The 23,057-nt window shown below is 64.3% G+C and carries 21 protein-coding genes; 9 read left to right on the plus strand and 12 right to left on the minus strand.

The features are described from left to right. Positions 1-7: 7 nt before the first annotated feature. The 6 genes from AC5WNI_RS12195 to AC5WNI_RS12220 form a co-directional block, all read right to left on the minus strand. Positions 8-421, minus strand: a complete 414-nt coding sequence (locus AC5WNI_RS12195; RefSeq protein ID WP_487885770.1) for a rhodanese-like domain-containing protein — start codon at positions 419-421, stop codon at positions 8-10. 62 nt (positions 422-483) lie between these two features. After that, entirely contained in the window at positions 484-1,398 is a 915-nt protein-coding gene (gene mmsB / locus AC5WNI_RS12200) for a 3-hydroxyisobutyrate dehydrogenase (protein WP_175088604.1), read from the minus strand. Between the two features lie 85 nt (positions 1,399-1,483). Then, complete coding sequence (locus AC5WNI_RS12205) at positions 1,484-2,668, minus strand: enoyl-CoA hydratase/isomerase family protein (protein WP_487885771.1); 1,185 nt, start codon at positions 2,666-2,668, stop codon at positions 1,484-1,486. Beyond that, positions 2,665-3,483, minus strand: a complete 819-nt coding sequence (locus tag AC5WNI_RS12210; RefSeq protein ID WP_487885772.1) for an enoyl-CoA hydratase — start codon at positions 3,481-3,483, stop codon at positions 2,665-2,667. The genes AC5WNI_RS12205 and AC5WNI_RS12210 overlap by 4 nt, the downstream gene beginning before the upstream one ends. Positions 3,484-3,535: 52 nt before the next feature. Beyond that, positions 3,536-4,702 carry an acyl-CoA dehydrogenase family protein gene (locus tag AC5WNI_RS12215; RefSeq protein ID WP_495928517.1) on the minus strand — a complete coding sequence of 389 codons (1,167 nt, stop codon included), beginning with the start codon at positions 4,700-4,702 and terminating at the stop codon, positions 3,536-3,538. A gap of 65 nt (positions 4,703-4,767) precedes the next feature. Further along, positions 4,768-6,348 (minus strand): CoA-acylating methylmalonate-semialdehyde dehydrogenase, encoded by a 1,581-nt coding sequence (locus tag AC5WNI_RS12220; RefSeq protein ID WP_285461462.1) that lies wholly within the window; start codon positions 6,346-6,348, stop codon positions 4,768-4,770. A 296-nt stretch (positions 6,349-6,644) separates the two neighbouring features. On the opposite strand from AC5WNI_RS12220, the gene AC5WNI_RS12225 reads away from it, so the two are divergent. From AC5WNI_RS12225 to AC5WNI_RS12235, 3 genes are all read left to right on the plus strand, one after another. After that, the gene (locus AC5WNI_RS12225; protein ID WP_348994677.1) at positions 6,645-7,166 is read left to right on the plus strand and encodes a MerR family transcriptional regulator; all 522 of its coding nucleotides are present in this window, start codon (positions 6,645-6,647) and stop codon (positions 7,164-7,166) included. Between the two features lie 392 nt (positions 7,167-7,558). Further along, positions 7,559-9,256, plus strand: a complete 1,698-nt coding sequence (locus tag AC5WNI_RS12230; protein WP_487885786.1) for an AMP-binding protein — start codon at positions 7,559-7,561, stop codon at positions 9,254-9,256. Further along, positions 9,253-10,248 (plus strand): SAM-dependent methyltransferase, encoded by a 996-nt coding sequence (locus AC5WNI_RS12235; RefSeq protein ID WP_175088599.1) that lies wholly within the window; start codon positions 9,253-9,255, stop codon positions 10,246-10,248. The genes AC5WNI_RS12230 and AC5WNI_RS12235 overlap by 4 nt, the downstream gene beginning before the upstream one ends. A 439-nt stretch (positions 10,249-10,687) precedes the next feature. Here the strand turns inward: AC5WNI_RS12235 and AC5WNI_RS12240 are convergent, their stop codons facing one another. The 3 genes from AC5WNI_RS12240 to AC5WNI_RS12250 are packed head-to-tail and all read right to left on the minus strand — an operon-like array spanning position 10,688 to position 13,160. Continuing rightward, positions 10,688-11,650 (minus strand): 5-oxoprolinase subunit C family protein, encoded by a 963-nt coding sequence (locus AC5WNI_RS12240; protein ID WP_285461463.1) that lies wholly within the window; start codon positions 11,648-11,650, stop codon positions 10,688-10,690. Continuing rightward, the gene (locus AC5WNI_RS12245; RefSeq protein WP_175088597.1) at positions 11,647-12,393 is read right to left on the minus strand and encodes a 5-oxoprolinase subunit B family protein; all 747 of its coding nucleotides are present in this window, start codon (positions 12,391-12,393) and stop codon (positions 11,647-11,649) included. Before AC5WNI_RS12245 ends, AC5WNI_RS12240 begins: the two co-directional genes overlap by 4 nt. Then, positions 12,393-13,160, minus strand: a complete 768-nt coding sequence (locus AC5WNI_RS12250) for a 5-oxoprolinase subunit PxpA (RefSeq protein ID WP_054555509.1) — start codon at positions 13,158-13,160, stop codon at positions 12,393-12,395. The genes AC5WNI_RS12245 and AC5WNI_RS12250 overlap by 1 nt, the downstream gene beginning before the upstream one ends. 283 nt (positions 13,161-13,443) lie before the next feature. On the opposite strand from AC5WNI_RS12250, the gene AC5WNI_RS12255 reads away from it, so the two are divergent. The 5 genes from AC5WNI_RS12255 to AC5WNI_RS12275 all read left to right on the plus strand — a co-directional run bounded on the left by AC5WNI_RS12255 (position 13,444) and on the right by AC5WNI_RS12275 (position 18,296). After that, entirely contained in the window at positions 13,444-13,884 is a 441-nt protein-coding gene (locus AC5WNI_RS12255; protein ID WP_054555510.1) for a VOC family protein, read from the plus strand. A gap of 132 nt (positions 13,885-14,016) precedes the next feature. Then, a complete protein-coding gene (locus AC5WNI_RS12260; RefSeq protein ID WP_285461465.1) occupies positions 14,017-14,928 on the plus strand; it encodes a LysR family transcriptional regulator in 912 nt (303 codons plus the stop codon). A 224-nt stretch (positions 14,929-15,152) separates the two neighbouring features. Beyond that, positions 15,153-16,172 (plus strand): TRAP transporter substrate-binding protein, encoded by a 1,020-nt coding sequence (locus AC5WNI_RS12265; RefSeq protein WP_487885774.1) that lies wholly within the window; start codon positions 15,153-15,155, stop codon positions 16,170-16,172. 260 nt (positions 16,173-16,432) lie between these two features. Then, positions 16,433-16,990 carry a TRAP transporter small permease gene (locus tag AC5WNI_RS12270; protein ID WP_043331335.1) on the plus strand — a complete coding sequence of 186 codons (558 nt, stop codon included), beginning with the start codon at positions 16,433-16,435 and terminating at the stop codon, positions 16,988-16,990. Position 16,991: 1 nt separating this feature from the next. Continuing rightward, positions 16,992-18,296 carry a TRAP transporter large permease gene (locus AC5WNI_RS12275; RefSeq protein ID WP_175088593.1) on the plus strand — a complete coding sequence of 435 codons (1,305 nt, stop codon included), beginning with the start codon at positions 16,992-16,994 and terminating at the stop codon, positions 18,294-18,296. 369 nt (positions 18,297-18,665) lie between these two features. Here the strand turns inward: AC5WNI_RS12275 and AC5WNI_RS12280 are convergent, their stop codons facing one another. The 3 genes from AC5WNI_RS12280 to AC5WNI_RS12290 form a co-directional block, all read right to left on the minus strand. After that, positions 18,666-18,851: a hypothetical protein gene (locus AC5WNI_RS12280; protein ID WP_487885775.1), complete on the minus strand. Its 186-nt coding sequence runs from the start codon at positions 18,849-18,851 to the stop codon at positions 18,666-18,668. Positions 18,852-19,103: 252 nt separating this feature from the next. Beyond that, positions 19,104-20,681: a glycine betaine ABC transporter substrate-binding protein gene (locus tag AC5WNI_RS12285; protein WP_495928518.1), complete on the minus strand. Its 1,578-nt coding sequence runs from the start codon at positions 20,679-20,681 to the stop codon at positions 19,104-19,106. Continuing rightward, the gene (locus AC5WNI_RS12290) at positions 20,678-21,418 is read right to left on the minus strand and encodes an ATP-binding cassette domain-containing protein (protein WP_285461469.1); all 741 of its coding nucleotides are present in this window, start codon (positions 21,416-21,418) and stop codon (positions 20,678-20,680) included. The genes AC5WNI_RS12285 and AC5WNI_RS12290 overlap by 4 nt, the downstream gene beginning before the upstream one ends. 441 nt (positions 21,419-21,859) lie before the next feature. On the opposite strand from AC5WNI_RS12290, the gene AC5WNI_RS12295 reads away from it, so the two are divergent. Beyond that, positions 21,860-23,029, plus strand: coding sequence for an isovaleryl-CoA dehydrogenase (locus AC5WNI_RS12295; protein ID WP_487885776.1), 1,170 nt, complete (start codon positions 21,860-21,862; stop codon positions 23,027-23,029). Positions 23,030-23,057 lie beyond the last annotated feature (28 nt).

Below are 23,057 nucleotides of genomic sequence, written 5' to 3' on the forward strand. Positions count from 1 at the left end.
CGCGGCATCAGTTGCCCTGCATGAAGGGCGAGACGACCTCTCCCCCCGCCTCACGCCAGGCCGCGAAGCCGCCACCCAGATGGGCCACCGGCCCGAAGCCCATGTCCTTGAGCGACTTGGTGGCCAGTGCCGAGCGTAGCCCGCCGGCACAGAACAGCACATAGCGCCCTTCGCGCGCGAAGTCGGCACGGTGATAGGGCGAGGCCGGGTCGACCCAGAATTCCAGCATGCCGCGCGGCGCGTGGATGGCGCCGGGGATGCGCCCTTCCCGCTCCAGCTCACGCACATCGCGGATGTCCACCAGCGTCAGAGGCGTGCCGCCAGCGCGGGCCTTTTCCAGCGCCTCGCGCAGCTCACGGGGCGACAGGGTCTCGATCTCCATCTCGGCGGCTGCCACCAGCTCACTGACCGGTCGAATCATGGGGTGCTCCTTGCAGATGATGTTGTCCTGGGATGCCTGTCAGCGACTGGCGACGTGACAGTTCACGCCTCCGCCTCGCCGCAGCGATAGAAGCGCTGGATGCTCGAGAAATCGAGGCGCCCTGCGCCCTGGGCGGCATGCTGGGCGAACAGATTACGCGCCTGGGAGCCCATTGGCACCGCCGATTTCGAGCCCAGCGCCATCTCCCAGGCAAGGCCGAGATCCTTGGCCATCAGGTCGACCAGGAAACCACCCTGATAGTCATTGGAGGCCGGCGCCGCCTCCATCACCCCAGGCCAGGGGTTGTAGACGTTGAGCGCCCAGTTGCCGCCGGATGACTGCTTCATCACCTCCGAGAGCACGGCCGGGTCCAGCCCGTTCTTGACCCCCAGCGCCAGCGCCTCGGCGGTTCCGCTCATCAGGATACCCAGCAGCATGTTGTTGCAGATCTTGGCGACCTGACCGCTGCCGGCCGGGCCTGCATGGAACAGATTCTTGCCCATCACTTCCAGCAGCGGCATGGCACGCGCATAGCCGTCGGCCTCGCCGCCGACGATGAAGCTCAGCGTGCCGGCACGCGCACCACCGACCCCGCCGGACACCGGGGCATCCATGAAGGTGATGCCACGCTCGGCGGCGTGGCGCGCGACCAGACGGGCATCATCCGGCGCGATGGTCGAGGCGTCGATCACCAGTACCGAGGCGTCGAGCGTGGCCAGAAGCCCCCCCGCCCCGTCTTCCTTGTCACCCAGATAGAGCTTTCGCACGTGCTGGCCGGCCGGCAGCATGCTGATCAATACCTCGGCCCCCTCAGCGACCTCGCCGGGAGATGCCGCGCGGGTGGCGCCCGCCTCGACCAGTTCGCTCATGGCCGACTCGACCAGATCGAAGACCCTTACCGCATGGCCAGCCTTGACCAGATTGAGCGCCATGGGCCCGCCCATGTTGCCGAGTCCGATGAAACCGATGGATGTCATGGCAATGCTTCCTTGTGAACAGATTCTTGTTGTCATTGGCGTACAGCAGCAAGTCTGCGCCTGCCGCCTTTGCTGAAAAGCGCGCTCAGAGGTCCATCAGCGGATGCTCATCCTCTTCCCATAGCGGTGCGAAGAAGCCATCGATGTATTCCTCGGAGACCTGGGCGATCGAGGCATAGGCCCACTGCGGCTGCTTGTCCTTGTCGATCAGCAGGGCGCGCACCCCTTCGGCAAGCTCGGTGCCCATGCAGCAACGCACCGACAGGGTCAGCTCGTCGCGGAAGGCTTCCGCCAGCGAGGAGTGGCGATGGCGCCCCAGCATGCGAAATACCAGATGCGGTGAGCTGGGGCAGCCGGCCAGCAGACGCTCGCGGTTGGCGTTCAGCCACGCGTTGCAGTCACTGCGCGCCTGGGGATCATCGAGGATCCGCTGGCAGGCCTTCAGCACTTCGCGCCCGGCGACCAGCTGCTGAATGTGATCGAAGAGCGGCAGCACCTGCCCCGGCGGTGCCAGTTCGCGGCGCTCGAACTCGCTCAGCACCTGGCTCAGATGACGCGACGGGTGACGACCGAATTCCCCCTCGCACAGCGCCTGCTTGAGCGCCTCGCGTTGCTCATCGGGAATCAGGCGTGTCGCAAGCCCCAGATCCAGCGCATCGCGGGCATTCAGCTGTGCGCCGGTCACGCCGAGATATTCTCCGATGCCACGCGGCAGGCGGTTGAGCAGCCAGCTGGCACCGACATCCGGGTACAGGCCGATGCTGACTTCCGGCATCGCCAGTCGCGAACTCTCGGTGACCACGCGCTCACAGCCGCCGGCGAACAGCCCCATGCCGCCACCCATCACGATGCCGCCCCCCCACACCAGCAGCGGCTTGGGGAAGGTATGCAGCCGGTGATCGAGCCGATATTCGGCAGTGAAATACCGGGTGGCGAAGAAATCATCCAGCGCCTCGAGGGGGTCTTCGCCTTCACTGGCAGGCGCCGTGGTCATCGCCTGATAGAGCGCCACGATATCGCCACCGGCACACAGCGCACGCTCGCCGGCACCTTCCAGCCACACCATGGCGATGCTGCTGTCCAGCTCCCAGACATCCAGCTGCGCCTCGATGCGCTCGATCATGGCCAGCGACAGCGCATTCAGCGAGCGCGGCGCGTTCAGACGCACGATGCCCAGCTGCTTGCCGTCGCGGGCGCGACGCGTCTCGAACACCACAGGCGCCTCGACCTCGGTCGCGGCCCTGGCGGTGACACCTTCTATTTGGCTCATGAGCGCCCTCCTTCCTTCGCCTCTTCCTGACGCGAGACCCATTGCGGGGCGCGCTTCTCGAGGAAGGCACTCACGCCTTCCTTCTGGTTGGGGTCATCGAACAGCTCGACGAACAGCTCGCGCTCCATGCGCAGGCCATCGCTCATGCCGCGATGGCGCGACGACATGATCAACGCCTTGCAACGTGCCACTGCGCTCGGACTCTGGTTGGCGACGCTCTCGGCGATCGCCAGCGCGCGCTCGAGGCTCTCGCCGGTCTCGACCATCTCTTCGGCCAGCCCGATGCGACCGGCGGTCTCGGCGTCCACCTGTTCACCACACAGGATCATGCGCTTGGCCCAGCCTTCGCCGACCAGCCACGGCAGGTGCTGGGTGCCGCCCGCGCACGGCAACAGCCCCACCTTGGCCTCCGGCAGCGCCAGCCGGGCCTGACGCTCGACGATACGCATGTCACAGGCCAGCGCGCACTCGAGCCCGCCGCCCATCGCGTAGCCATTGACGGCGGCGATCGTCACGCCCGGGAAGTTGGCGAGCCGCTCGAAGGCCAGACCGAAGCGGCGCGCCATGGTGGCGGCGACGCCCTTGTCACCATCGGCGAAGGTCTTGAGATCGGCACCGGCAGAGAAGAACTTGTCCCCCTCACCGGTGATCACCACGGCACTTATGCTGCCATCGCCCTCCAGCTCGTCGAGCAGCTGCTCCAGCTCGATCAAGGAAGCTTCCGTCCAGGTGTTGGCCGGCGGGTTGTTGATGGTGACCCGGGCGATATGACGATCCTTCTCGAGAACGAGGCATGGCCCTTGACTGGATGACATCATGTAACTCCCTGAAAGATGGTAACCAATGACAAATGAAGTGGAGGTGGCGTTACGCCAGCGACTCGATCATGCCCGGGGTCAGAAGACGGCGCGCGATGATCAGACGCATGATCTCGTTGGTGCCTTCCAGAATCTGGTGCACACGGGTGTCACGCACCAGCCGCTCCAACGGGTACTCGCGGATATAACCGTAGCCGCCATGCAGCTGGAGTGCCTGATTGCAGACCTCGAAACCCATGTCGGTGGTGAAGCGTTTGGCCATCGCACAGTGAGCGCTGGCCTCGGCGTCGCCCTCATCGAGCTTGAAGGCCGCCAGCCGCACCAGGGTGCGCGCCGCGGTCAGTTCGGTGACCATGTCGGCCAGCTTGAACTGCAGAGCCTGGAACTGGGCCAGCTCGCGCCCGAACTGCTTGCGCTCGCCGAGATAATCCCGCGACAGCTCCAGCGCCTTCTGGGCCGCCCCCAGTGAGCAGGTGGCGATGTTGATGCGACCACCATCCAGCGCCTTCATCGCGAAGCGGAAGCCCTCGCCCTCCTCGCCCAGACGATTGGCCGCCGGGACCCGCACACGATCGAAGCTCACCAGCCGGGTCGGCTGGCTGTTCCAGCCCATTTTGTCTTCTTTCTTGCCGTAGCTGATGCCTTCGGCGTCAGCCGGCACCACGAAGGCCGAGATACCCGCCGCGCCGCTGTCCGGCTCGCCGGTGCGCGCCATCACCACCAGCACGTCCGTGGCGCCGGCACCGGAGATGAACATCTTGGAGCCACTCAGATAGTAGTCATCGCCCTCACGCTTGGCGCGGGTACGCAGGCTGGCGGCATCACTGCCGCTGCCCGGCTCGGTCAGGCAGTAGGAGCCGAGCTTGTCGCCCGCCACCATCGCCGGCACCCACTGCTCGCGGCAGCTCTGTGTGGCGAAACTGGCGATCATCCATCCCACCATGTTGTGGATGGTGATGTAGGCGGTGGTCGAGATGCAGCCAGTCGCCAGCTGCTCGAGAATGATGGAGCTGTCGAGGCGCGGCAGGCCAAGGCCGCCGTGCTCCTCGGGGACGTAAAGCCCCATGAAGCCGGCCTCGCCCGCCTTGCGAAGTGTCTCGATGGGGAAGTGGGCCGTGGCGTCCCACTCGGCGGCATGCGGGGCAAGCTCGGCATCCGCGAAGGCACGCGCCCCCTCCTGGAGGGCACGCTGGTCATCGGTCAGCGAAAAGTTCATGCAGCTGCCTCCTGTTGTCCTTGTTCTGTCGGCCCGGGTCTACCGCCCGGGCCTGTCAAAGCGGCTCAGCGCATTTGAATAGAGAAGTTGGGCTGATTGCCCTCCGCCGGCGCGTCATCAAACCAGCGCGCCGTCACCGTCTTGGTCTCGGTATAGAAGCGCACCGCCTGCTTGCCATAGGCATGCAGGTCGCCGAAGAAGCTGCCGCGCCAGCCGGTGAAGGAGAAGAACGGCAGCGGCACTGGAATCGGCACGTTGATGCCGACCTGACCGACCGCGATCTCGTTCTGGAAGCGCCGCGCCGCGCCGCCGGAGCGCGTGAAGATGGAGGTGCCGTTGCCGTAGGGGTTGTTGTTGATCAGCTCGATGGCCTCGGACAGGTCCGCCGCCTCCATGCAACACAGCACCGGTCCGAAGATTTCCTCGCGATAGAGCACCATCTCCGGCGTCACCCTGGAGAACAGACACGGCCCCAGCCAGTTGCCGTCGGGGTAGCCCGCCACCGAGACACCGCGGCCATCCAGCAGCAGCTCGGCACCTTCCTGCTCGCCCTGCTGGATCCAGCCGGTCACGCGCTCCAGCGCCTGCGGCGAGATCAGCGGCCCGTAGCTGGCGCCCTTGTCATCCCAGGCGCCCGGGCGCACCTCGGCCAGCGCATCGCGCACCCGCTCGATCAAGGCCTTCGAATCACCGACGAAGACCGCCACCGAAATCGCCATGCAGCGCTGACCCGCCGCGCCGACACTGGCACCGACCAGCGCATTCACTACCTGGTCCGCCGGAGCGTCCGGCATGATCACCATGTGATTCTTGGCTCCGGCGAAGCACTGGGCGCGCTTGAGGTTGTCGGTAGCGGTGCGATAGATGTGCTGCCCCACAGGCACCGAGCCGACGAAGCTGACGGTGCGCGGAATCTCGTGGGCGAGCAGATGATTGACCTGATCGCGCCCGCCCTGCACCACGGTCAATATGCCCTCGGGAGCCCCCGCCTCCATGAACAGCTCCGCCAGCCGTAGCGTGGTCAGCGGCACCTGCTCGGAGGGCTTGAGCACGAAGGCATTGCCACAGGCGATGGACAGCGGGAACATCCACAGCGGTATCATGGCGGGGAAGTTGAACGGCGTGATCCCCAGGCAAACCCCAAGCGATTGGGTCACGGAATAGCTGTCGATGCCGGTGGCGACATTCTCCACCGTCTCGCCCATCAGCAGGCTGGGGATGTTGGCGGCATGCTCGACCACCTCGATGCCGCGCCACACATCACCCTTGGCGTCCTCGAAGGTCTTGCCTAGCTCGTGGGAAATGATCTCGGCCAGCTCGTCATGATGCTGCTTGAGCAGATGCTGATAGCTGAGCATCAGACGGGCGCGGGTCGGCACCGGCGTGTTGCGCCAGCGCTGGAAGGCCTGTTCGGCGTGGTCCAGCGCCTCATCCAGCTCACTCAGCGGTGACAGGGGCACGCGGGCGATCTCGCCGTTGGTGGCCGGGTTGGTGACGCTCAGGTGCTGATCGGCGCGACTTTCGACAAACTGACCATTGATCAGCTGTGGCAGCACCAGCGGCGCGCCGTCACCGGCGACGACGGCGCGCAGGCGTGACAGCAGATCCAGTGAACCGGTAGAGGGCGTGAGAGATGTCGATGACATGGCGTGGCATTCCTGTGGCTGTTGTTATTGGGAGGAAGACAGTGTGTCAACAGAGTCGAAGTCATCAGGCAGACCCGTTTCGCAGAACCGGGCCGTCCTGCAGAACCCGGCAAGCCGAGACTGTGATCTGACTCAACCTAGCATCTGCTTGGTTGGCTGCAAATACTATTCCCCTTTACGTTAACGTAAACAATGCTAGTCTGTAGAAAATTCACGGCCAGACGCCGCTGGCACCCACTGCGCCAGGGAGCACTCCCCTCTCCCTGGCGCGCACAGCATCCGGAGCGGCAGCGCCCATGACAGATACGATGATGACCCCGAGTCCTGACCCCAGATCCCGAGCAACGCCTGATGGCACGAGGCACGACGCCGGTACGGAGTCCCTGCTGAGCACCACCAGCACCAGCGATGCCATCCGTCCGACCCAGCGCACCTGGAGCATCGGCGAGCTGGCACGGCATTTCGACGTGACCACGCGCACCATCCGCTTCTACGAGCAGGAAGGACTGCTGCACCCGGAGCGACGCGGTCAGACACGCGTCTATCGCGACAAGGACCGCGTGCGTCTCAAGCTGACCTTGCGCGGCAAGCGACTGGGCTTCTCGCTGGCCGAGATTCGTGAAGTGGTCGACCTCTACGACGCCGCCGACGGCGGTGGCGAGAAACAGCTCACGCGCCTGCTTGGCATTCTGAGCGAAAAGCGCGAGGGCCTTGAGCGTCAGCTGCGCGATCTCACCGCCATGCAACGCGAGCTGGATGACGTCGAGACACGTGCCCGCGAAGCCCTCGCCCGCCTGGCTGGCGACAGCGAGAGCTGATTGGAGTCCATAACGCCAAGCCCCACTCGCGCCAGCAACAGCTATATAGCTGACAGTTATATAAATAACAGCCATACAAGTGACAGCGACTAGACTGTCCATGGAAAACTGCCCATCAGGAGAACATTCACCCCGGGAGAGACCAGCGCCTCGCGAGTGCGGGCGACAGCAGGCTGCCGGAGAGCAGCGCGTCGCCCGCTGACCAAGCGACTCACGACACGACAGCACGACCAGACGACAAAAACGATAAGAACGATAAGAACGACAACACAGCGTCACCGCCTCCCTGAGGCGGCTCCCCCTGACAAGCCTTGCCTCACCAATAACAATCAAGGACACAGGAAAGCATCATGTCACAGGACGCCATCGCCACACGCCAGCCTGCCAGCGAAATGACACGCGCAAGCCGGTCAGTCAGCTATCTCAGCACCACCTCCGACACGCCACTGATGGGAGAAACCATCGGTGATTGCCTTGATCGCATCTGCGCGCGCTGGCCCGAGCGCGATGCCCTGATCAGTCGCCATCAGGGACTGCGCTACACCTGGGCCGAACTGCACGCAGAGGTCGAGCGCGTGGCGCGCGGCCTGCTGGCGATGGGCATCGAGCGCGACGACCGCGTCGGCATCTGGGCGCCCAATCGCGCCGAATGGACGCTGATCCAGTACGCCACCGCCAAGATCGGCGTGGTGCTGGTCAATCTCAACCCGAGCTATCGTGGCCATGAACTGGCCTACGCCCTCAAGCAATCCGGCGCGGCGACGCTGATCTTCCAGTCTCGCTTCAAGGCGTCCGACTATGTGACGATCCTCGAGGAGCTGTTCCCTGAGGCCAAAGAGGCCCGCGGTCGTGATGGCATCCACAATGGCGCGCTGCCGGGCCTCAGGCGCCTGATCTGCTTCGAGGCCGAGGATGCCCTGCCCGGCATGCTCAACTGGCAGGATGTGCTCAGCGGAGCCGATAGCGTCTGCGTCGAGACACTCAAGGAGCTGCAGGCCAGTCTGACCTTCGATGACCCGATCAACATCCAGTACACCTCCGGCACCACCGGCGCCCCCAAGGGCGCGACCCTCTCGCATCACAACATCCTCAACAACGGCTTCTTCGTCGCCGAGCGCATGAATCTCAGCGAGCACGACACGCTGGTGATGCCGGTGCCGCTCTATCACTGCTTCGGCATGGTGATGGGCAATCTGGGCTGCCTGACCCACGGCGCCGCCATCGTCTATCCGGAAGCGGGCTTCGATCCGCTGGCCACCCTGCAGGCGGTCAGCGAGGAAGGCGCCACCGCGATGTTCGGCGTGCCGACGATGTTCATCGCCGAACTCGAACACCCGCGCTTCGCCGAATTCGACCTCACCAGCCTGCGCACCGGCACCATGGCCGGCTCCATCTGCCCCATCGAGGTGATGCGACAGGTCATCGAGCGCATGCACATGCGCGAGGTCACCATCGCCTACGGCATGACAGAGACCAGCCCGGTCAGCTTGCAGACCACGCGTGAGGCGCCACTGGACAAGCGCGTCTCCACCGTCGGCACCCTGCATCCGCATCTGGAGATCAAGATCATCGACCCTGACAGCGGGCGCGTGGTGCCAGTCGGCGAGAAGGGCGAGCTGTGCACGCGAGGTTACAGCGTGATGCTGGGCTACTGGAACAACCCGGAGGCCACCGCCAAGGCCATCGATGCCGGCCGCTGGATGCATACCGGCGACCTCGCGACGCTGGATGAAGACGGCTACGTGACGATCGTGGGACGTATCAAGGACATGATCATCCGCGGGGGCGAGAACATCTATCCGCGCGAGATCGAGGACTTCCTCTACACCCACCCTGCGGTGTCGGATGTGCAGGTGATCGGCGTGCCCGATGAGCGGTATGGCGAGGAAGTGATGGCATGGGTCAAGCTCAAGGAAGGCGAGCAACTCGATGAACCGACGCTCAAGGCGTTCTGCCAGGGACGTATCGCTCACTTCAAGGTGCCGCGCTACATCAAGTTCGTGGAGGAATTCCCGATGACCGTGACCGGCAAGATCCAGAAGTTCAAGATGCGCGAGGCCGCGACACAAGAGCTGGGGCTGGCCAGGTGAGTACGTCACGTGAGGGGGAGGATGACACTCCCGCCACACGCCACCTGAGCAGCGCTCGTCAGCAGGTCGCCCACTATGCGGCGAGTCATCATCATGCGGCCCTCGACGAGGCGCTCGAGACGCTGATCGATGCCCACCCGAGCGGCGAACTACCGGTCATGGCACTGGCCGGGCTGGACCAACTGCACCTGGGTGGCGTGACGGGCACTCGCGAGCTGCTGGCCCTCGCCCGGCTGGAACCCCAGTCGCGGGGGCTTTCGATGCTCGAACTCGGCGCAGGCCTCGGCGGGCTGGCGCGACATGTTGCCAGCCAGTCGCGTGACACCGGCGCTGACCATCACATCACCACGCTGGATCTCTCGAGCAGCCTCTGCGAGCTGGCAATCGCCCTCAACCGGGCCACCGGACTGCGCGAGTCGATTCGCGTGCTGGAGGGCGACGCCTGCTACCCCGAGTTGCATCCGGCACTGTCGGGTCGCCGCTTTGATCGCCTCTTCAGCCAGCACCTGCTGGTGCATCTGAGCGACAAGGCCAGCACGCTCACGCAGTGGCATGACTGTCTCGAGCAGGATGGCTACCTCCTGCTGCACGAGCCGGTGCTCAGCGTGCAGGCGCAGGCGTTTGGCGAGCGTCCTGCCCTGCCACTGCCGTGGGCACTGTCACCGCGCGGCGACCAACTGGCCAGTTGCGAGGAGCTGCATGAGGCAATGGCCAGCAGCGGCTTCGAGGTCGATGCCCATGTCGAGCTGACCGATCAGGTGCTGAGCTGGCAGGCGCGCCGCATGCGCGAGAGTACCGGCGAGCAGCCCATCGCCTACCGCGAGGACGCGCCTGCGCCCTCGCCGGCCATGCTGGCCGCCCGCGGCCTGACGCCGGAACTGGTCTTCGGCCCGGCCTTTTCCCTGATGCAACGCAACCTGATGCTGGCCCTGGAAGCCGGCTGGCTGGAGGTTCACCTGTGGCGCCTGCGCAAGCGTTCTGCCAGGCAGTGAAGGGCGCGATGAATCAGCAGAACTCACCGCAGGGATGTGACGAGAAAAAATTAGGAAACAGCGCTCGCAAATGACTGGCATCCGCCTGCTTCAACCGTTATTCTTGCCAGTACAGTCCCGTTCGGGGGAAAAGCCGTTCGTTACCCGTCAGCATGTGAGGGTAATGTGCCCGACATGATGACCGCATTGCTTCGTGTTTCATCGATACCCACGAGTCAGTGCAACGTTTCCCGATGCTCGCGCAACGTTTCTCCGGGAATCTGTTCATCAAGGGCGTGATCTGATCAATCACTCCCAACAGCATCAAAGATTCCCTCACGGGAAAACCGAAAGGGCCTCCACTTGGAGGCCCTTTTTTTGTCTGCGCGCTTAGATCCAGTGGCTCAGGTCTGTACGTTTTGGCCTGCAGGCGTCGAGCTGAAAGATACGCTGAGGCGCATCAAGACTGCCAGCCGGCCAGCACCTCGAGGTGATCGCGACGCGCCTGGCCCGGCGTCGCGGCCGCCAGTCGCACCCGGGTACCCGGCACACATTGTCCGAGCCGTGCGCAGGCCAGTGGCGTCAGCGCGCCAAGGCGCGGGTAGCCGCCGATGGTCTGGCGATCATTGAGCAATATGATGGGCTGGCCATCGGCCGGCACCTGCACGGCGCCCAGCGGGATACCCTCGGACACCATGCCCGCTCCTTCACGCTCGAGACGCGGGCCGGTCAGGCGCACGCCCATGCGATCGGCTCGCCCATCCACTGCCCATTCGCTGTTGAAGGCGCGATAGAGGCTGTCGCCACTGAACTCGGCGATCTGCGCCCCCACGACCAGCGGCAATTCGAGCGCCTCGCCTTCCTCGGGGGGCAGCGACTGCTGCCATGCCTGTGCCGACGCCGGCAGCTCGCGCAGCGACAGCTCATTGCTGGCAGCCGTCAGCACATCACCGCTGGCCAGGGCTCGCCCTTCGCCATCCAGCCCGCCGAGGCCGTCGCGCACCGTGCTGGCGGCGCTGCCCAGCACCGGGGCGACATCCAGGCCACCGGGGAAGGCCAGATAGGCGCGCAGCCCGGCGACGGGACGCTCGAACTTTAGCTGCTGTCCGCAGGCTACCTCGAAGGCCTGACCCGGCGCGAGCACCTCGCCGTCGAGGGTCGCGGCCAGGTCCGCGCCGCACAGCGCCAGGGTGCCGGCCTGTTCGACCTTGAGCAGCAAGCCGCCGCCCATGGTGATCTCGAGTCCCGGCGCATCATGGGCGTTGCCCAGCAGCCAGTTGGCCCAGCCCAGCGACACCCAGTCCGCCGCGCCACCCTGGGTCACACCCAGATGACGCACGCCCAGACGGCCAGCGTCCTGCACCAGTGCCAGGGCACCGCTGCGCTCGACGCGCAGCGTCGTCTTCGTCTTCACGTCGCTCATGCGCGTTCCTCCAGCGGGGTGACATCGCCGCCCAGGCGAACGAATTCCTCTCGGCTCACGGAGACAAAGCGCACGCGATCACCGGGCATGAAGCGACTGGACGGTTCACCGGCTTCATTGCGCCCGAACAGGGTGATGGGCGTACGGCCCAGGATGTTCCAGCCACCGGGAGAGCGAGACGGGTAGATCGCGGCCTGACGGTCGGCGATGCCGACGCTGCCGGGGGCGATCTTCTGGCGCGGCGTCTTGAGACGCGGCGTGGTCAGCGCCTCTTCCAGCACGCCCATGAAGGCGAAACCGGGCGCGAAACCGAGGGCGAACACGCAGTAGTCATGCGCCCCGTGGCGCTCGATCAGCGCCTCGACACTGATGCCCAGCCGCGCGGCGATCGGCGCCAGCTCCGGCCCGACACTGTCGTCATACCAGACGGGCACTTCATGCAGCTGTCCCTGCTGGCCACTGCCCGGCGCGAGATCCGCCAGCGCGGCCTGGATGCGGGCACGCGCCTCGCCTTCTTCCAGCGCGGCCACATCGTAGTGCAGCAGCAGCGTGGTGTAGGACGGCACCAGATCGACCAGCGCCGCGCCGAAGGCCTCACGCAGCGCACTGTCGGCGGCCAGCACCCAGGTCATGTTGGATTCCTCGATGCGATCGAACAGCCGGATGATCAGCGAGTCCATGCCGACGGTCTCGAGGCGCAGTTGCGGTGACGTGCCACGGCCGTGGCTATCAGCCCCCGCCATCAGGCACCCGCCAACGTATCGAAGGCTTCACGGATGGCGCGCACCGCGGCCACGGACTCGGCGTTGTCACCGTGCACGCACAGCGTATCGGCGGACAGCACCAGGTCACCGCCGCTGCTGTCGGTCAGCGCTTCACCACGTGCCAGCGTCACGGACTGGGCGATGATCACCTCGCTGTCATGATGCACGGCGCCCGGCTCACGGCGCGATACCAGGTGGCCGCGTGAATCGTAGGCGCGGTCGGCGAAAGCCTCGAACCACAGCGTGATGCCCATCTCGTCGGCCAGTGCCTGCATCGGCGCGGGGTTGGCGGTCGCCATCACCATCAGCGGCAGGCTGGCGTCATAGCGCACCACGGCCTGCATGACGGCGCGCAGCAGCGTCGGGTCGGCGGCCATGTCGTTGTAGAGCGCACCATGCGGCTTCACGTACTGGACACGAGTGCCCTCGGCGCGACAGATGCCATCCAGCGCGCCGATCTGATAGAGCAGCATGTCCTCGACTTCGGCAGGCGAACACGCCATCGAGCGACGACCGAAGCCTTGCAGGTCCGGGTAGGCCGGGTGCGCGCCGATGCGCACGTCATGCTTGACCGCCAGACGCACGGTGCGGCGCATGATGGTGGGGTCGGAAGCGTGGAAACCACAGGCGATGTTGGCGCAGTCGACGAAGGGCATGACCTCTTCATCCAGACCGATCTTCCAGTTGCCGAAGCTTTCGCCCATATCGCAGTTGAGCAGGGGGAGGGAGGGAGCAGAGCGGGACATAGCAAAACCTCACAGGTCAGATCTTGTGTGTTGTTATGCCTCCACTCTATGTAAGGGGCCGCCTTGGTATCCAATCGTATTTTATGATTCGTCATATCGGTGAAATCTTTCATCATCTTGCGCCATGAAAGCACCGGCCGTGTATCGCTTGCCCGACAGAGCGCGTCATGCTTCTGTCTTGGGCGAGCCGAGCAGTGGCGGCAGGGCCTGTCTCCCCGCCCACCGCCTGTCTGAAGTCACGCTTTGCTCAGCCGAATCCCCCTACAACAACAGGAGTTTCACCATGGCCGTCAGCGATCCGTTCCACCTCGCCATCCAGGTCCGCGATATCGCCGAGGCACGCCGCTTCTATGGCGAGTTTCTGGGCTGCCCCGAGGGCCGCTCGTCCGACAGCTGGGTCGATTTCGACCTCTATGGCCATCAGTTCGTCTGTCACCTGAATCCGGCGCTGGCCGACCCGGCAAGCGCCGTCGCTCAGCACCGCAATCCGGTCGATGGCCATGGTGTGCCGGTGCCACACTTCGGTGTGGTGCTGGAGATGGACGCCTGGCAGGCACTGGCGGACCGCCTCATCGCCGAGGGCGTCACCTTCGAGATCGAGCCCCATATCCGCTTCAAGGGCGAACCCGGCGAACAGGCGACGATGTTCTTCCTCGACCCCACCGGCAATGCGCTGGAATTCAAGGCCTTCAAGGACCGCGAGAGCCAGCTGTTTCGCAAATGACCTGAGCGACCCGCGCAGGCGCCCGAGCCCACGCCCGGTCTGACGCGGGCCGGACCCCGTGATGAAAGCTGACGCCCCGCGCTGCATGCGGCAAGATGGGCGGTCACAACGATTCATCACGGGGCATCTGCCATGTTCGACTTCAAGGAACTCGAGGCCTTCGTCTGGGTGGTCCGGCTTGGTTCGTTCCGCAAGGGCGCGACCAAGCTTCACCTGACCCAGCCCTCCATCTCGGACCGCATCAACCGCCTGGAAGCCACCGTCGGCGAATCCCTGCTGGAACGCGCCACCCGCCCCATCCAGCCCACCCTGCGCGGGCGTGAGTTCTTCGCCCACGCCGAGCGCCTGCTCAGTGGCCGCGACGAGGCCATGCGCCTGTTTCAGGAAGAAGGCGCCTTCTCGGGCACGCTGCGCCTGGGCGTGATCGAGACCATCGCCAACAGCTGGTTTCCCGCCTTCATGCGCCAGCTGGCCGAACGCTATCCCAAGCTGACGCTGGAAATGACCGTCGATATCTCGCCCTCTCTGCATCAGCGTCTGGCCGACAATGATCTCGACATGCTGTTCGCGATGGACAGCGCCGCCATGGGGCCCTACGCCACCCAGACCCCGCTGTGCACCTTCGAGATGGGCATGTTCGCCTCACCGGCCCTCGCCGAGCAGCTGGCCGAGGATGGCGAACGCTTCGCTTCCACGCCATTCATCTCCTTCAGCAAGCAGGCGCGCCCCTATACCGAGCTGGTCAGCTATCTGTCGGACCAGGGCATCACCCAGCCCAAGGTGCACTGCACCAGCACCCTGATGACCATCCTGCGCATGAGCAGCGAAGGGCTTGGCATCGGCGTACTGCCGGTCGCTACGGTGGAGGATGTCATCAGCCACGGCGAACTGGTGCGCCTGCCACTGAGGATCCCATTGCCGCCAATGGTCTATGAAGCCATCTGGCGCAATGCCAACTACCCCGATTTCTGTGCCAGCGTGGCACGCCTCGGCTGCCAATGTGCCGAGACCTACTCGCAGCAACACGCGCATTCCACTCCCTGATCAGACCGCCTGTCATGCGCTGAGTCAGGGTTGATCGCGCCCCGCTCCGCATCAGGCCAGCATCAGACCAAGGTCTAACAATATCGCCAAAGGCTTTCATGCGACGACACTATGAAAGATTTCATCGATACTGCGAATCAGAATTAACGATTGGACGGGATGGCCCGTCGCTTGAAGAATGAAATTGTCTGCCGACAACATTCAATAATAATGAGGAACAAGACATGCGTAAGCCCAACGATTCCCTCACTCGCAAGACCCCGACAGTCAAGTCCTTCGCCTGGCTGGCGACAGTGGGTGCCCTGGCCTTCAGTGGCTCGGCACTCGCGGCACAGTGGAACCTCGCCACTCCGTATGGCGATGCCAGCTTCCACACCAAGAACACCAAGCAGTTCGCCGAGGAGGTCACCGAGGCCACCGATGGCGAGCTGACCGTGACCGTGCACAGCGGCGGTTCCCTGATCTCCCACGGCGAGATCAAGCCTTCCGTGCGTCGTGGCACCGTCCAGGCCGGTGAAATCTTCCTGTCGATACTCTCCAACGAATCGCCGGTCTACGAGCTGGACACCCTGCCGGGCGTCGCCTCCAGCTACGAAGAAGCCTTCGCCCTCTGGCAGGCCTCCAAGCCGGACATCACCGAGCTGTTCGCCAAGGAAGGCCTGATGCCGCTGTACGCGGTCGCCTGGCCGGCCCAGGGTATCTACACCGACTTCGACCTGTCCGACGTCTCCCAGCTCAAGGGCCTGCGTATCCGCGCGCCCAACATCAACACCCAGCGCTTCGTCGAGAACGTCGGCGGCAAGCCCACCGAGACCGAAGAAGCCGACATCCCCACCGCCTTCAGCACCGGTCGTGTCGACGCGATGATCACCTCCAGCTCCACCGGCAAGTCCATGTCGGCCTGGGATTACGTCGAGCACTACAACGACGCCAAGCTGTGGCTGCCGAAGAACATCGTCTTCGTCAACAAGCGTGCCTTCGATCGCCTCGACGAGAGCACTCAGCAAGCCGTGCTTGATGCCGCCAAGGCCGCCGAGACCCGCGGCTGGGAAGCCAGCAAGGCCGATGCTGCCGAGAGCGCCAAGGTGCTGACCGAGAATGGCTTCACCATCACGGAGCCCGACGCCAAGCTGGCGGAAGACTTGAAGGCCGCCGGTGACAAGCTATTCCAGGACTGGAAGTCGCGTGCCGGTGAAGAAGGCCAGCAGCTGCTCGAGCGCTACCGCGCAGATCTGGATGCCTGAGATCCCCTCGCAAGCCCGACTGCCCGGCGCTGAATGCTGGACATGTGGCCAAGCGCATCGACCGTGCACTGCCTGAGCAACGTCTGAGCATTGCCTGAGCGCTGCGGATGTCCTGACTGACCCCAGCTGCAGCGTTGCTATCCCGCCACGCGGTACGCCACTCGAGACTCCGACACCTGCCGCCCGCCGGCAGGTGACCCACGGACAAGCCTGTGCGCAGCATCGCGTGGCCACCCTCACCTTCCCTGTGAGCGCCCGTCATGACCTATTTCTTCGACAGACTCTATCGCCTCGGCGCGTGGGGTGCGGCGGCCTGCATGCTGCTGATCTGCACCCTCGTCAGCCTGCAAGTCTTCCTGCGCCTGATCGACGCCATCATGGTGATGTTCGGCGCCGAGCGTCTCGGCTTCGAGATCTCCGGCGTGTCGGAAATGGCTGCCTTCCTGCTGGTCGGCGCCACCTTCCTGAGCCTCGCCTACACCTTCACGCATCACGCCCATATCCGCGTGACGCTGGTCATCAACCGCCTGCCGGCCGCCGTGCGCGTGTGGATCGAAAGCCTCGCACTGCTGATCGCACTCGGCCTGAGCGTCTTGATCACCCATGAACTGGTACTGCTGGTCGGCGAGAGCCTCGAGTACCACGACATCTCCTCCGGCCTGCTGGCGCTGCCGCTGTGGATTCCGCAGAGCGTGCTGGTCGCCGGTACCGGCCTGCTGTGCCTGGCGATTCTCGAGACCCTGATCGCCACGCTGCGCACCGCCTTCACCGCGCCCTCAAGCTACGTGGCGCCCGAGCCCGAAGACGGAGCCGAATGACATGCTGACACTCATCCTCGTCACTCTGCTGGCCCTCGCCTTGCTGCTCGGCAGCGGCGTGTGGGTCGCCTTCTCGCTGATCGGCACCGGCTGGATCGTGCTGACCTTCTTCTCCACCTTCGAGACCGGCCCGATCTTGGCCTCCGATTTCTGGGGTGCCAGCTACGGCTGGGACCTGACCGCCCTGCCGATGTTCGTGTGGATGGGCGAGATCCTGTTCCGCTCGGGACTGGCCGACAACATGTTCCGCGCCCTGGCGCCGTGGCTCAATCGCCTGCCCGGCCGTCTGCTGCACTCCAACATCATCGGCAGCGGTCTGTTCGCCGCCGTGTGCGGCTCCTCCGCCGCTACCTGCGCCACCGTCGGCAAGATGACGCTGCCGGAACTTGAGCGCCGCGGCTACGACAGCAACCTGGCCATCGGTACCCTCGCCAGCGCCTCGACCCTCGGTCTGCTGATTCCGCCGTCGATCATGATGATCGTCTATGGCGTGGTCACCGAGCAGTCCATCTCGCGTCTGTTCATCGCCGGTGTCCTGCCGGGCATGCTGCTGCTGGCCCTGTTCATGGGCTACCTGGCGATCTGGTCAAAGGTCGTCGGTGAGCCGCAGGGCCGTGCCGGCCATGACGAGCCGCACATGGGCTTCATGGCCAAGCTGCGCAACAGCGCCCAGCTGATTCCGCTGCTGGCCCTGATCGGCGGCATTCTCGGCAGCATCTACGGTGGTCTGGCGTCACCCACCGAAGCGGCCGCGGTCGGCGTGGTACTGTCGCTGATCATCGCGCGCCTCAACGGCCACATGACGGCCGCCACCTTCAAGGCATCGCTGTTCGCGGCGCTGCGCACCTCGTGCATGATCGCCTTCATCATCGCCGGTGCCTCCTTCCTGTCCTCCGCGATGAGCTTCACCCAGATTCCGATGCAGCTGGCCGAAGGCATCGCCACCCTGGGGCTGTCCCCGACCATGCTTCTGGTGGTGCTGACACTGTTCCTGCTGGTTCTGGGCTGCTTCCTCGACGGCATCTCGCTGATCCTGCTGGTGACCTCCATCATCATGCCGGTCATCGAAGCCGCCGGTTTCGACCTGATCTGGTTCGGTATCTACCTGATCATCGTGGTCGAGATGTCGCAGATCACCCCGCCGGTAGGCTTCAACCTGTTCGTGATCCAGAGCCTGACCGGCAAGGACATCATCACCATCACCAAGGCGACGCTGCCGTTCTTCCTGCTGATGATCTTCTCCATCGTGCTGATGCACGTCTTCCCGGAGATCGTGCTCTATCTCCCCCAGGCCATGAACGGCTGATCAGGTGACACAATGCCATGGATGGCAGCTGGTAGCGCTTCCGGACTCGGAAACCGCAGCTGTCGGCACCTCTATCGGTCGTCCCTTGTCCCAAGGGCACCGAGCGTCACGGCAGACATACGGTGACGTGCTTGCAGGCCTCCCATAGGGAGGCCTTTTTTATGCCGCCTGCCTGGCACCTGCTGCTCGCCGCTCACAGAGCACCGCTACTCAAAGCATCGCGACGGAAAGCACCGTCCTCGCACACCCAGCCCAGCCCCATACAGCTCAGCTCAGATAGGCACATGGACACGAAACAAGAAAGCCACCCCTTCCTTGCCGTGAGGCAGAAAGGGGCGGCTTTTTCGTCAACCGACAGGCGAGGCTAGATCAGGACAGATGATCTGCCGGTGCGCTGGCCGGGGTGTCGATCATCGCGTGACCTTTGCCACCGCCACCATGCCCACCATGGCCACCATGGCCACCATGGCCGTGGCCATGATCGAACAGGCCACAACCACTCAGGGCCAGAGTCGCCGCGACCAGTGCAATCGGAAACAGATTTTTGATACGCATGAATCTCTCCTTCAAAGGGGGTAGAGGCTGCTGCACGTTCGAGCCGTCCAGGACTGCCCGGCGCTGTCTGCAAGCTCTGTTTGCAAACCCTGTCAGCAAGCCCTGTCTGCAAGCCCATACTTTCCCCTCCACATTACGCTGATCGACGACCAACGTTAAACCTTCACAGCAGCCTTTCCTTTTTTTCTGCACGCCTTGTACAAGAGTTGCGACATGATTGTCGTGTAATGTACCGCGCCGCTTTTTCCCGGCTCAGCGAGCCTTCAGCCCGCGCATGTGGGCAGGTATCACCAGACGCTCGAACAGCTCGAACAGCAGCTCGGCACAGATGGCCAGCAATGCCGCAGGAATCGCCCCGTAGAGCACCAGATCATAGTCATTGAGCGAGAGCCCGGTGACGATCGGTTCGCCCAGACCACCGGCACCAATGAAGGCTGCCAGCGTCGCGGTACCGATGTTGATGATGGCGGCTGTCTTGATGCCGGTGAGCAGGTTGGGCGTCGCCAACGGCAGGATGACATGACGCAGCTGCTCACGACGCGTCAGTCCCATGCCACGTGCCACCTTGACCAGCAGCGGGTCCACCGTCAGCAGCGCGGTGATCGCCGCGCGGATGATCGGCAGCAAGGAGTAGACGAACAGCGCGATCACCGCCGGCACCACGCCGATGCCGAACAGCGGAATCATCAGTGCCAGCAGCGCGATGGAAGGGATGGTCTGCAGCAGGCCGGTGACGTAGAGCACCACCCGCGAGACCTTCGGATTGCGATAGACAAGCAAGGACAGCGGCAGGCCGACCAGACACGCCAGCAGCAGCGCGGACAGCGTCAACTGCAGGTGCTCGATCAGATTGGTGCCCAGCTTGTCCCATTTGGCGCCGCTGACTTCCCGCTGCTCGGTGGTGATGCCCTGCTCCTGAATGAAGCGACTGGCGACCTGGGCGAAGCTCTGCTCATCAGTAGAGACGCGGGCATTGAGCGCCTGCATGCTGTCTTCATCGAGGCTTCCCGCCAGCTGGTTGAGCGCCGCGACGGCATCCTCCGGCAAGGCGGCATTCACGAAGGGCGCCGCCAGATACTCAGGGAAGTAGCCCTTGTCGTCCTCAAGCAGCACGAAGTCGAAGCGCTTGATGTCGCCCTCGGTGGAATAGGCATCGGTGGCGTCGATCTTGCTCTCGCGCAGCGCCTGATAGGCGATGCCGTGCTCGATGCCACGCGGCACCTGGGAAAGCCCGTATTCCGCCGCCAGTCCCGGCCAGCCATCCGGCCGCTTGATGAACTCATGCGACATCGCGACGGACAGGTCCGGGTGATCGGCCATATCGCCGATGGTACTGATGCCCAGCGACTCGGCCTGATCGCGGCGCATGCTGACGGCGTAGGTGTTGTTGAAGCCCAGCGGCTCGAGCACGCGCAGGCCCCGCTCGCGACTCAGCTCATCGAGCGTCTCGAGCGGGGGCACATCATCCAGATTGAGAATGGCGTGGGCCAGAGTGCCGGTGTATTCGGGATAGACATCCAGCTCGCCTTCCGCCAGCCCCTGATAGGTGATGATGGTCTGCCCCAGTCCCAGACGGCGCTCGACCGTGAAGCCGGCGTCCTCCAGCACCTGTGCGAATATCTCGCCCAGCAGATGGCCTTCACGGTCAGCCTTGGAGCCGACCACGATCGGCTTGTCCTCTGGCCATGCCGCGGCTTCCTCTTCCGCGCTCACAAGCGGACTGCTTGCCAGAGCGGCCAGGCTCGCAAGCGCCAGACCGGCGACCATCAAGGCGCCAGACAGCCCGCGGCGCGAGCGTTGCAGGACGGGAGTCGTCATCAGCGTCTTCATGCGCGTGCCTCCAGCAGTCGGGCCACGCGCTCATCCGCTGGCGCCGTGGTGATGGTGTCGGGGCTGGCGGCCTGCAGCACCACGCCGGGTGCCATCACCACCATGTGATCAGCCAGGCTCAGCGCCTCGTTCATGTCGTGGGTGACCATCACCACGCTGCGCGGCTCCTCCTGCTGCATGCGCTGGAACTGGGCATGCACCTCGATGCGCGTGATCGGATCGACGGCCGAGAAGGCCTCATCGAGCAGCAGCAACGGTGGCTCCAGCATCATGGCGCGACACAGCCCGACGCGCTGAGCCTGACCGCCGGAAATCTCGTGGGGATAGCGGGCCAGCAGCGCCATGTCGAGGTCCATCATCTGGAACAGGCGCGCGATGCGTGCCTTTACGCGTTCGGCGCTCCAACCTTCGCGGTCAGCGAGAATGGCGACGTTGTCGCGCACGCTGAGATGGGGAAAGAGGCCGATCTGCTGAACGGCATAGCCGATGCGGCGACGCATGGCTGGCAGGTTGGCGTAATCGACGGCGGCGCCGAATACCTTCACCTCGCCTTCATCCGGGCGGATCAGGCCGTTGACCAGCTGCAGCAGGGTCGATTTGCCACAGCCGCTGGCACCGACCAGGGCGGTGATGCGATCACGCGGCAGTTCAAGATCAATGCCTTCAAACAGGCGCTGACCGGCAAAGCCCTTGTGCAGGCCGCTGAAGCGGACTGCCGGGGCGGTGTCATCACTCATCGAGTAGGTCCTTCTAGGCAGGTGAGCATGAGTCTGAAATGGCGGAAAGCGCTGGCGAGTCGGCGCACTTGCACACCAAAGAGTGCCGGTGACACCAGGCAGGTGACGGGAATGCTCCCCACTGACGCCCTCACGACTTCCTCAATCAACAGTGACTACAGCGTCTCAGCTTATCAAGTCACCCCGGCGATGCCGGAGCAATTTCGTTTCCTGAACTGACTTTCTCTCCCCTGACGTCATTCAACTGAGCTACTCGACCTGGCGCTCCCCCTCGAGCCCCCTCCAGGCCTTCTGTCACAGGTCCTGCGACCTTGGTCAAAGCGCTGCATAATGACCTTTACGTTAACGTCAACTTTGACCTAGAGTAATCCCATCACACGCCAAGGCGGCCCGTGGCGGGCCTTGCTCATCGCGCCTCACCGATCTACAGGATGCCAGATCATGCACAGCCTCTATTCACCGCTGGATTTCGGACTCGACGAGACACACACCCTGCTGCGTGAGCAGGTCAACGCCTTTGCCCGCGACGAGATCGCCCCGCGCGCCGCCGAGATCGATGCCAGCAATGCCTTCCCCGATGACCTGTGGCAGAAGTTCGGCGACATGGGCCTGCTCGGCATTACCGTGTCCGACGAGGACGGCGGCAGCGGCATGGGCTACCTGGCGCACTGCATCGCGATGGAGGAGATCTCGCGTGCCAGCGCCTCGGTGGCACTCTCCTACGGCGCGCATTCCAACCTGTGCGTGAATCAGATCAAGCTCAACGGCACCGCCGAGCAGAAGGCACGCTACCTGCCGAAGCTGATGAGCGGCGAGCATGTCGGCGCGCTGGCGATGTCAGAACCCGGCGCCGGCTCCGACGTGGTCTCGATGCAGCTCAAGGCCGAGCTGCGAGGCGATCACTACGTGCTCAACGGCAACAAGATGTGGATCACCAACGGCCCGGATGCCCACACCCTGGTGGTCTACGCGAAGACCGACCCGGACGCCGGTTCCAAGGGCATCACCGCTTTCATCATCGAGCGTGACTTCCCCGGTTTCTCCACCGCCCAGAAGCTCGACAAGCTCGGCATGCGCGGCTCCAACACCTGCGAACTGGTCTTCCAGGATTGTCAGGTGCCGGTCGAGAACGTGCTGGGTGAGGTCAATCGCGGCGTCAAGGTGCTGATGCGCGGGCTCGATTTCGAGCGCACCGTACTGGCCGCCGGCCCCATCGGCATCATGCAGGCCTGCATGGACATCGTGGTGCCCTACCTGCATGAGCGTCGTCAGTTCGGCCAGGCCATCGGTGAATTCCAGCTGGTGCAAGGCAAGGTCGCCGACATGTACACCACCCTCAATGCCTGTCGCGCCTATCTGTATGCGGTCGCCAACGCCTGTGATCGTGGCCAGACCTCACGCAAGGACGCCGCGGGCGTGATTCTCTACTGCGCCGAGAAGGCCACCCAGATGGCGCTGGATGCCATCCAGCTGCTCGGCGGCAATGGCTACATCAACGAGTACGCCACCGGGCGCCTGCTGCGTGACGCCAAGCTTTACGAGATCGGCGCCGGCACCAGCGAGATCCGCCGCATGCTGATCGGGCGTGAACTGTTCAACGAGAGCGCCTGAGACCTCTCGTCACCCCCTACTCTTTTTC

Source organism: Cobetia sp. PDI-12MA (genome assembly GCF_059507695.1).

Coding starts and splice junctions, on each gene's coding strand:
- AC5WNI_RS12195 (WP_487885770.1), bottom strand. CDS start 421: ATGATTCGACCGGTCAGTGAGCTGGTGGCAGCCGCCGAGATGGAGATC.
- mmsB (WP_175088604.1), bottom strand. CDS start 1,398: ATGACATCCATCGGTTTCATCGGACTCGGCAACATGGGCGGGCCCATG.
- AC5WNI_RS12205 (WP_487885771.1), bottom strand. CDS start 2,668: ATGAGCCAAATAGAAGGTGTCACCGCCAGGGCCGCGACCGAGGTCGAG.
- AC5WNI_RS12210 (WP_487885772.1), bottom strand. CDS start 3,483: ATGTCATCCAGTCAAGGGCCATGCCTCGTTCTCGAGAAGGATCGTCAT.
- AC5WNI_RS12215 (WP_495928517.1), bottom strand. CDS start 4,702: ATGAACTTTTCGCTGACCGATGACCAGCGTGCCCTCCAGGAGGGGGCG.
- AC5WNI_RS12220 (WP_285461462.1), bottom strand. CDS start 6,348: ATGTCATCGACATCTCTCACGCCCTCTACCGGTTCACTGGATCTGCTG.
- AC5WNI_RS12225 (WP_348994677.1), top strand. CDS start 6,645: ATGACAGATACGATGATGACCCCGAGTCCTGACCCCAGATCCCGAGCA.
- AC5WNI_RS12230 (WP_487885786.1), top strand. CDS start 7,559: ATGACACGCGCAAGCCGGTCAGTCAGCTATCTCAGCACCACCTCCGAC.
- AC5WNI_RS12240 (WP_285461463.1), bottom strand. CDS start 11,650: ATGAGCGACGTGAAGACGAAGACGACGCTGCGCGTCGAGCGCAGCGGT.
- AC5WNI_RS12245 (WP_175088597.1), bottom strand. CDS start 12,393: ATGGCGGGGGCTGATAGCCACGGCCGTGGCACGTCACCGCAACTGCGC.
- AC5WNI_RS12250 (WP_054555509.1), bottom strand. CDS start 13,160: ATGTCCCGCTCTGCTCCCTCCCTCCCCCTGCTCAACTGCGATATGGGC.
- AC5WNI_RS12255 (WP_054555510.1), top strand. CDS start 13,444: ATGGCCGTCAGCGATCCGTTCCACCTCGCCATCCAGGTCCGCGATATC.
- AC5WNI_RS12260 (WP_285461465.1), top strand. CDS start 14,017: ATGTTCGACTTCAAGGAACTCGAGGCCTTCGTCTGGGTGGTCCGGCTT.
- AC5WNI_RS12265 (WP_487885774.1), top strand. CDS start 15,153: ATGCGTAAGCCCAACGATTCCCTCACTCGCAAGACCCCGACAGTCAAG.
- AC5WNI_RS12270 (WP_043331335.1), top strand. CDS start 16,433: ATGACCTATTTCTTCGACAGACTCTATCGCCTCGGCGCGTGGGGTGCG.
- AC5WNI_RS12275 (WP_175088593.1), top strand. CDS start 16,992: ATGCTGACACTCATCCTCGTCACTCTGCTGGCCCTCGCCTTGCTGCTC.
- AC5WNI_RS12280 (WP_487885775.1), bottom strand. CDS start 18,851: ATGCGTATCAAAAATCTGTTTCCGATTGCACTGGTCGCGGCGACTCTG.
- AC5WNI_RS12285 (WP_495928518.1), bottom strand. CDS start 20,681: ATGAAGACGCTGATGACGACTCCCGTCCTGCAACGCTCGCGCCGCGGG.
- AC5WNI_RS12290 (WP_285461469.1), bottom strand. CDS start 21,418: ATGAGTGATGACACCGCCCCGGCAGTCCGCTTCAGCGGCCTGCACAAG.
- AC5WNI_RS12295 (WP_487885776.1), top strand. CDS start 21,860: ATGCACAGCCTCTATTCACCGCTGGATTTCGGACTCGACGAGACACAC.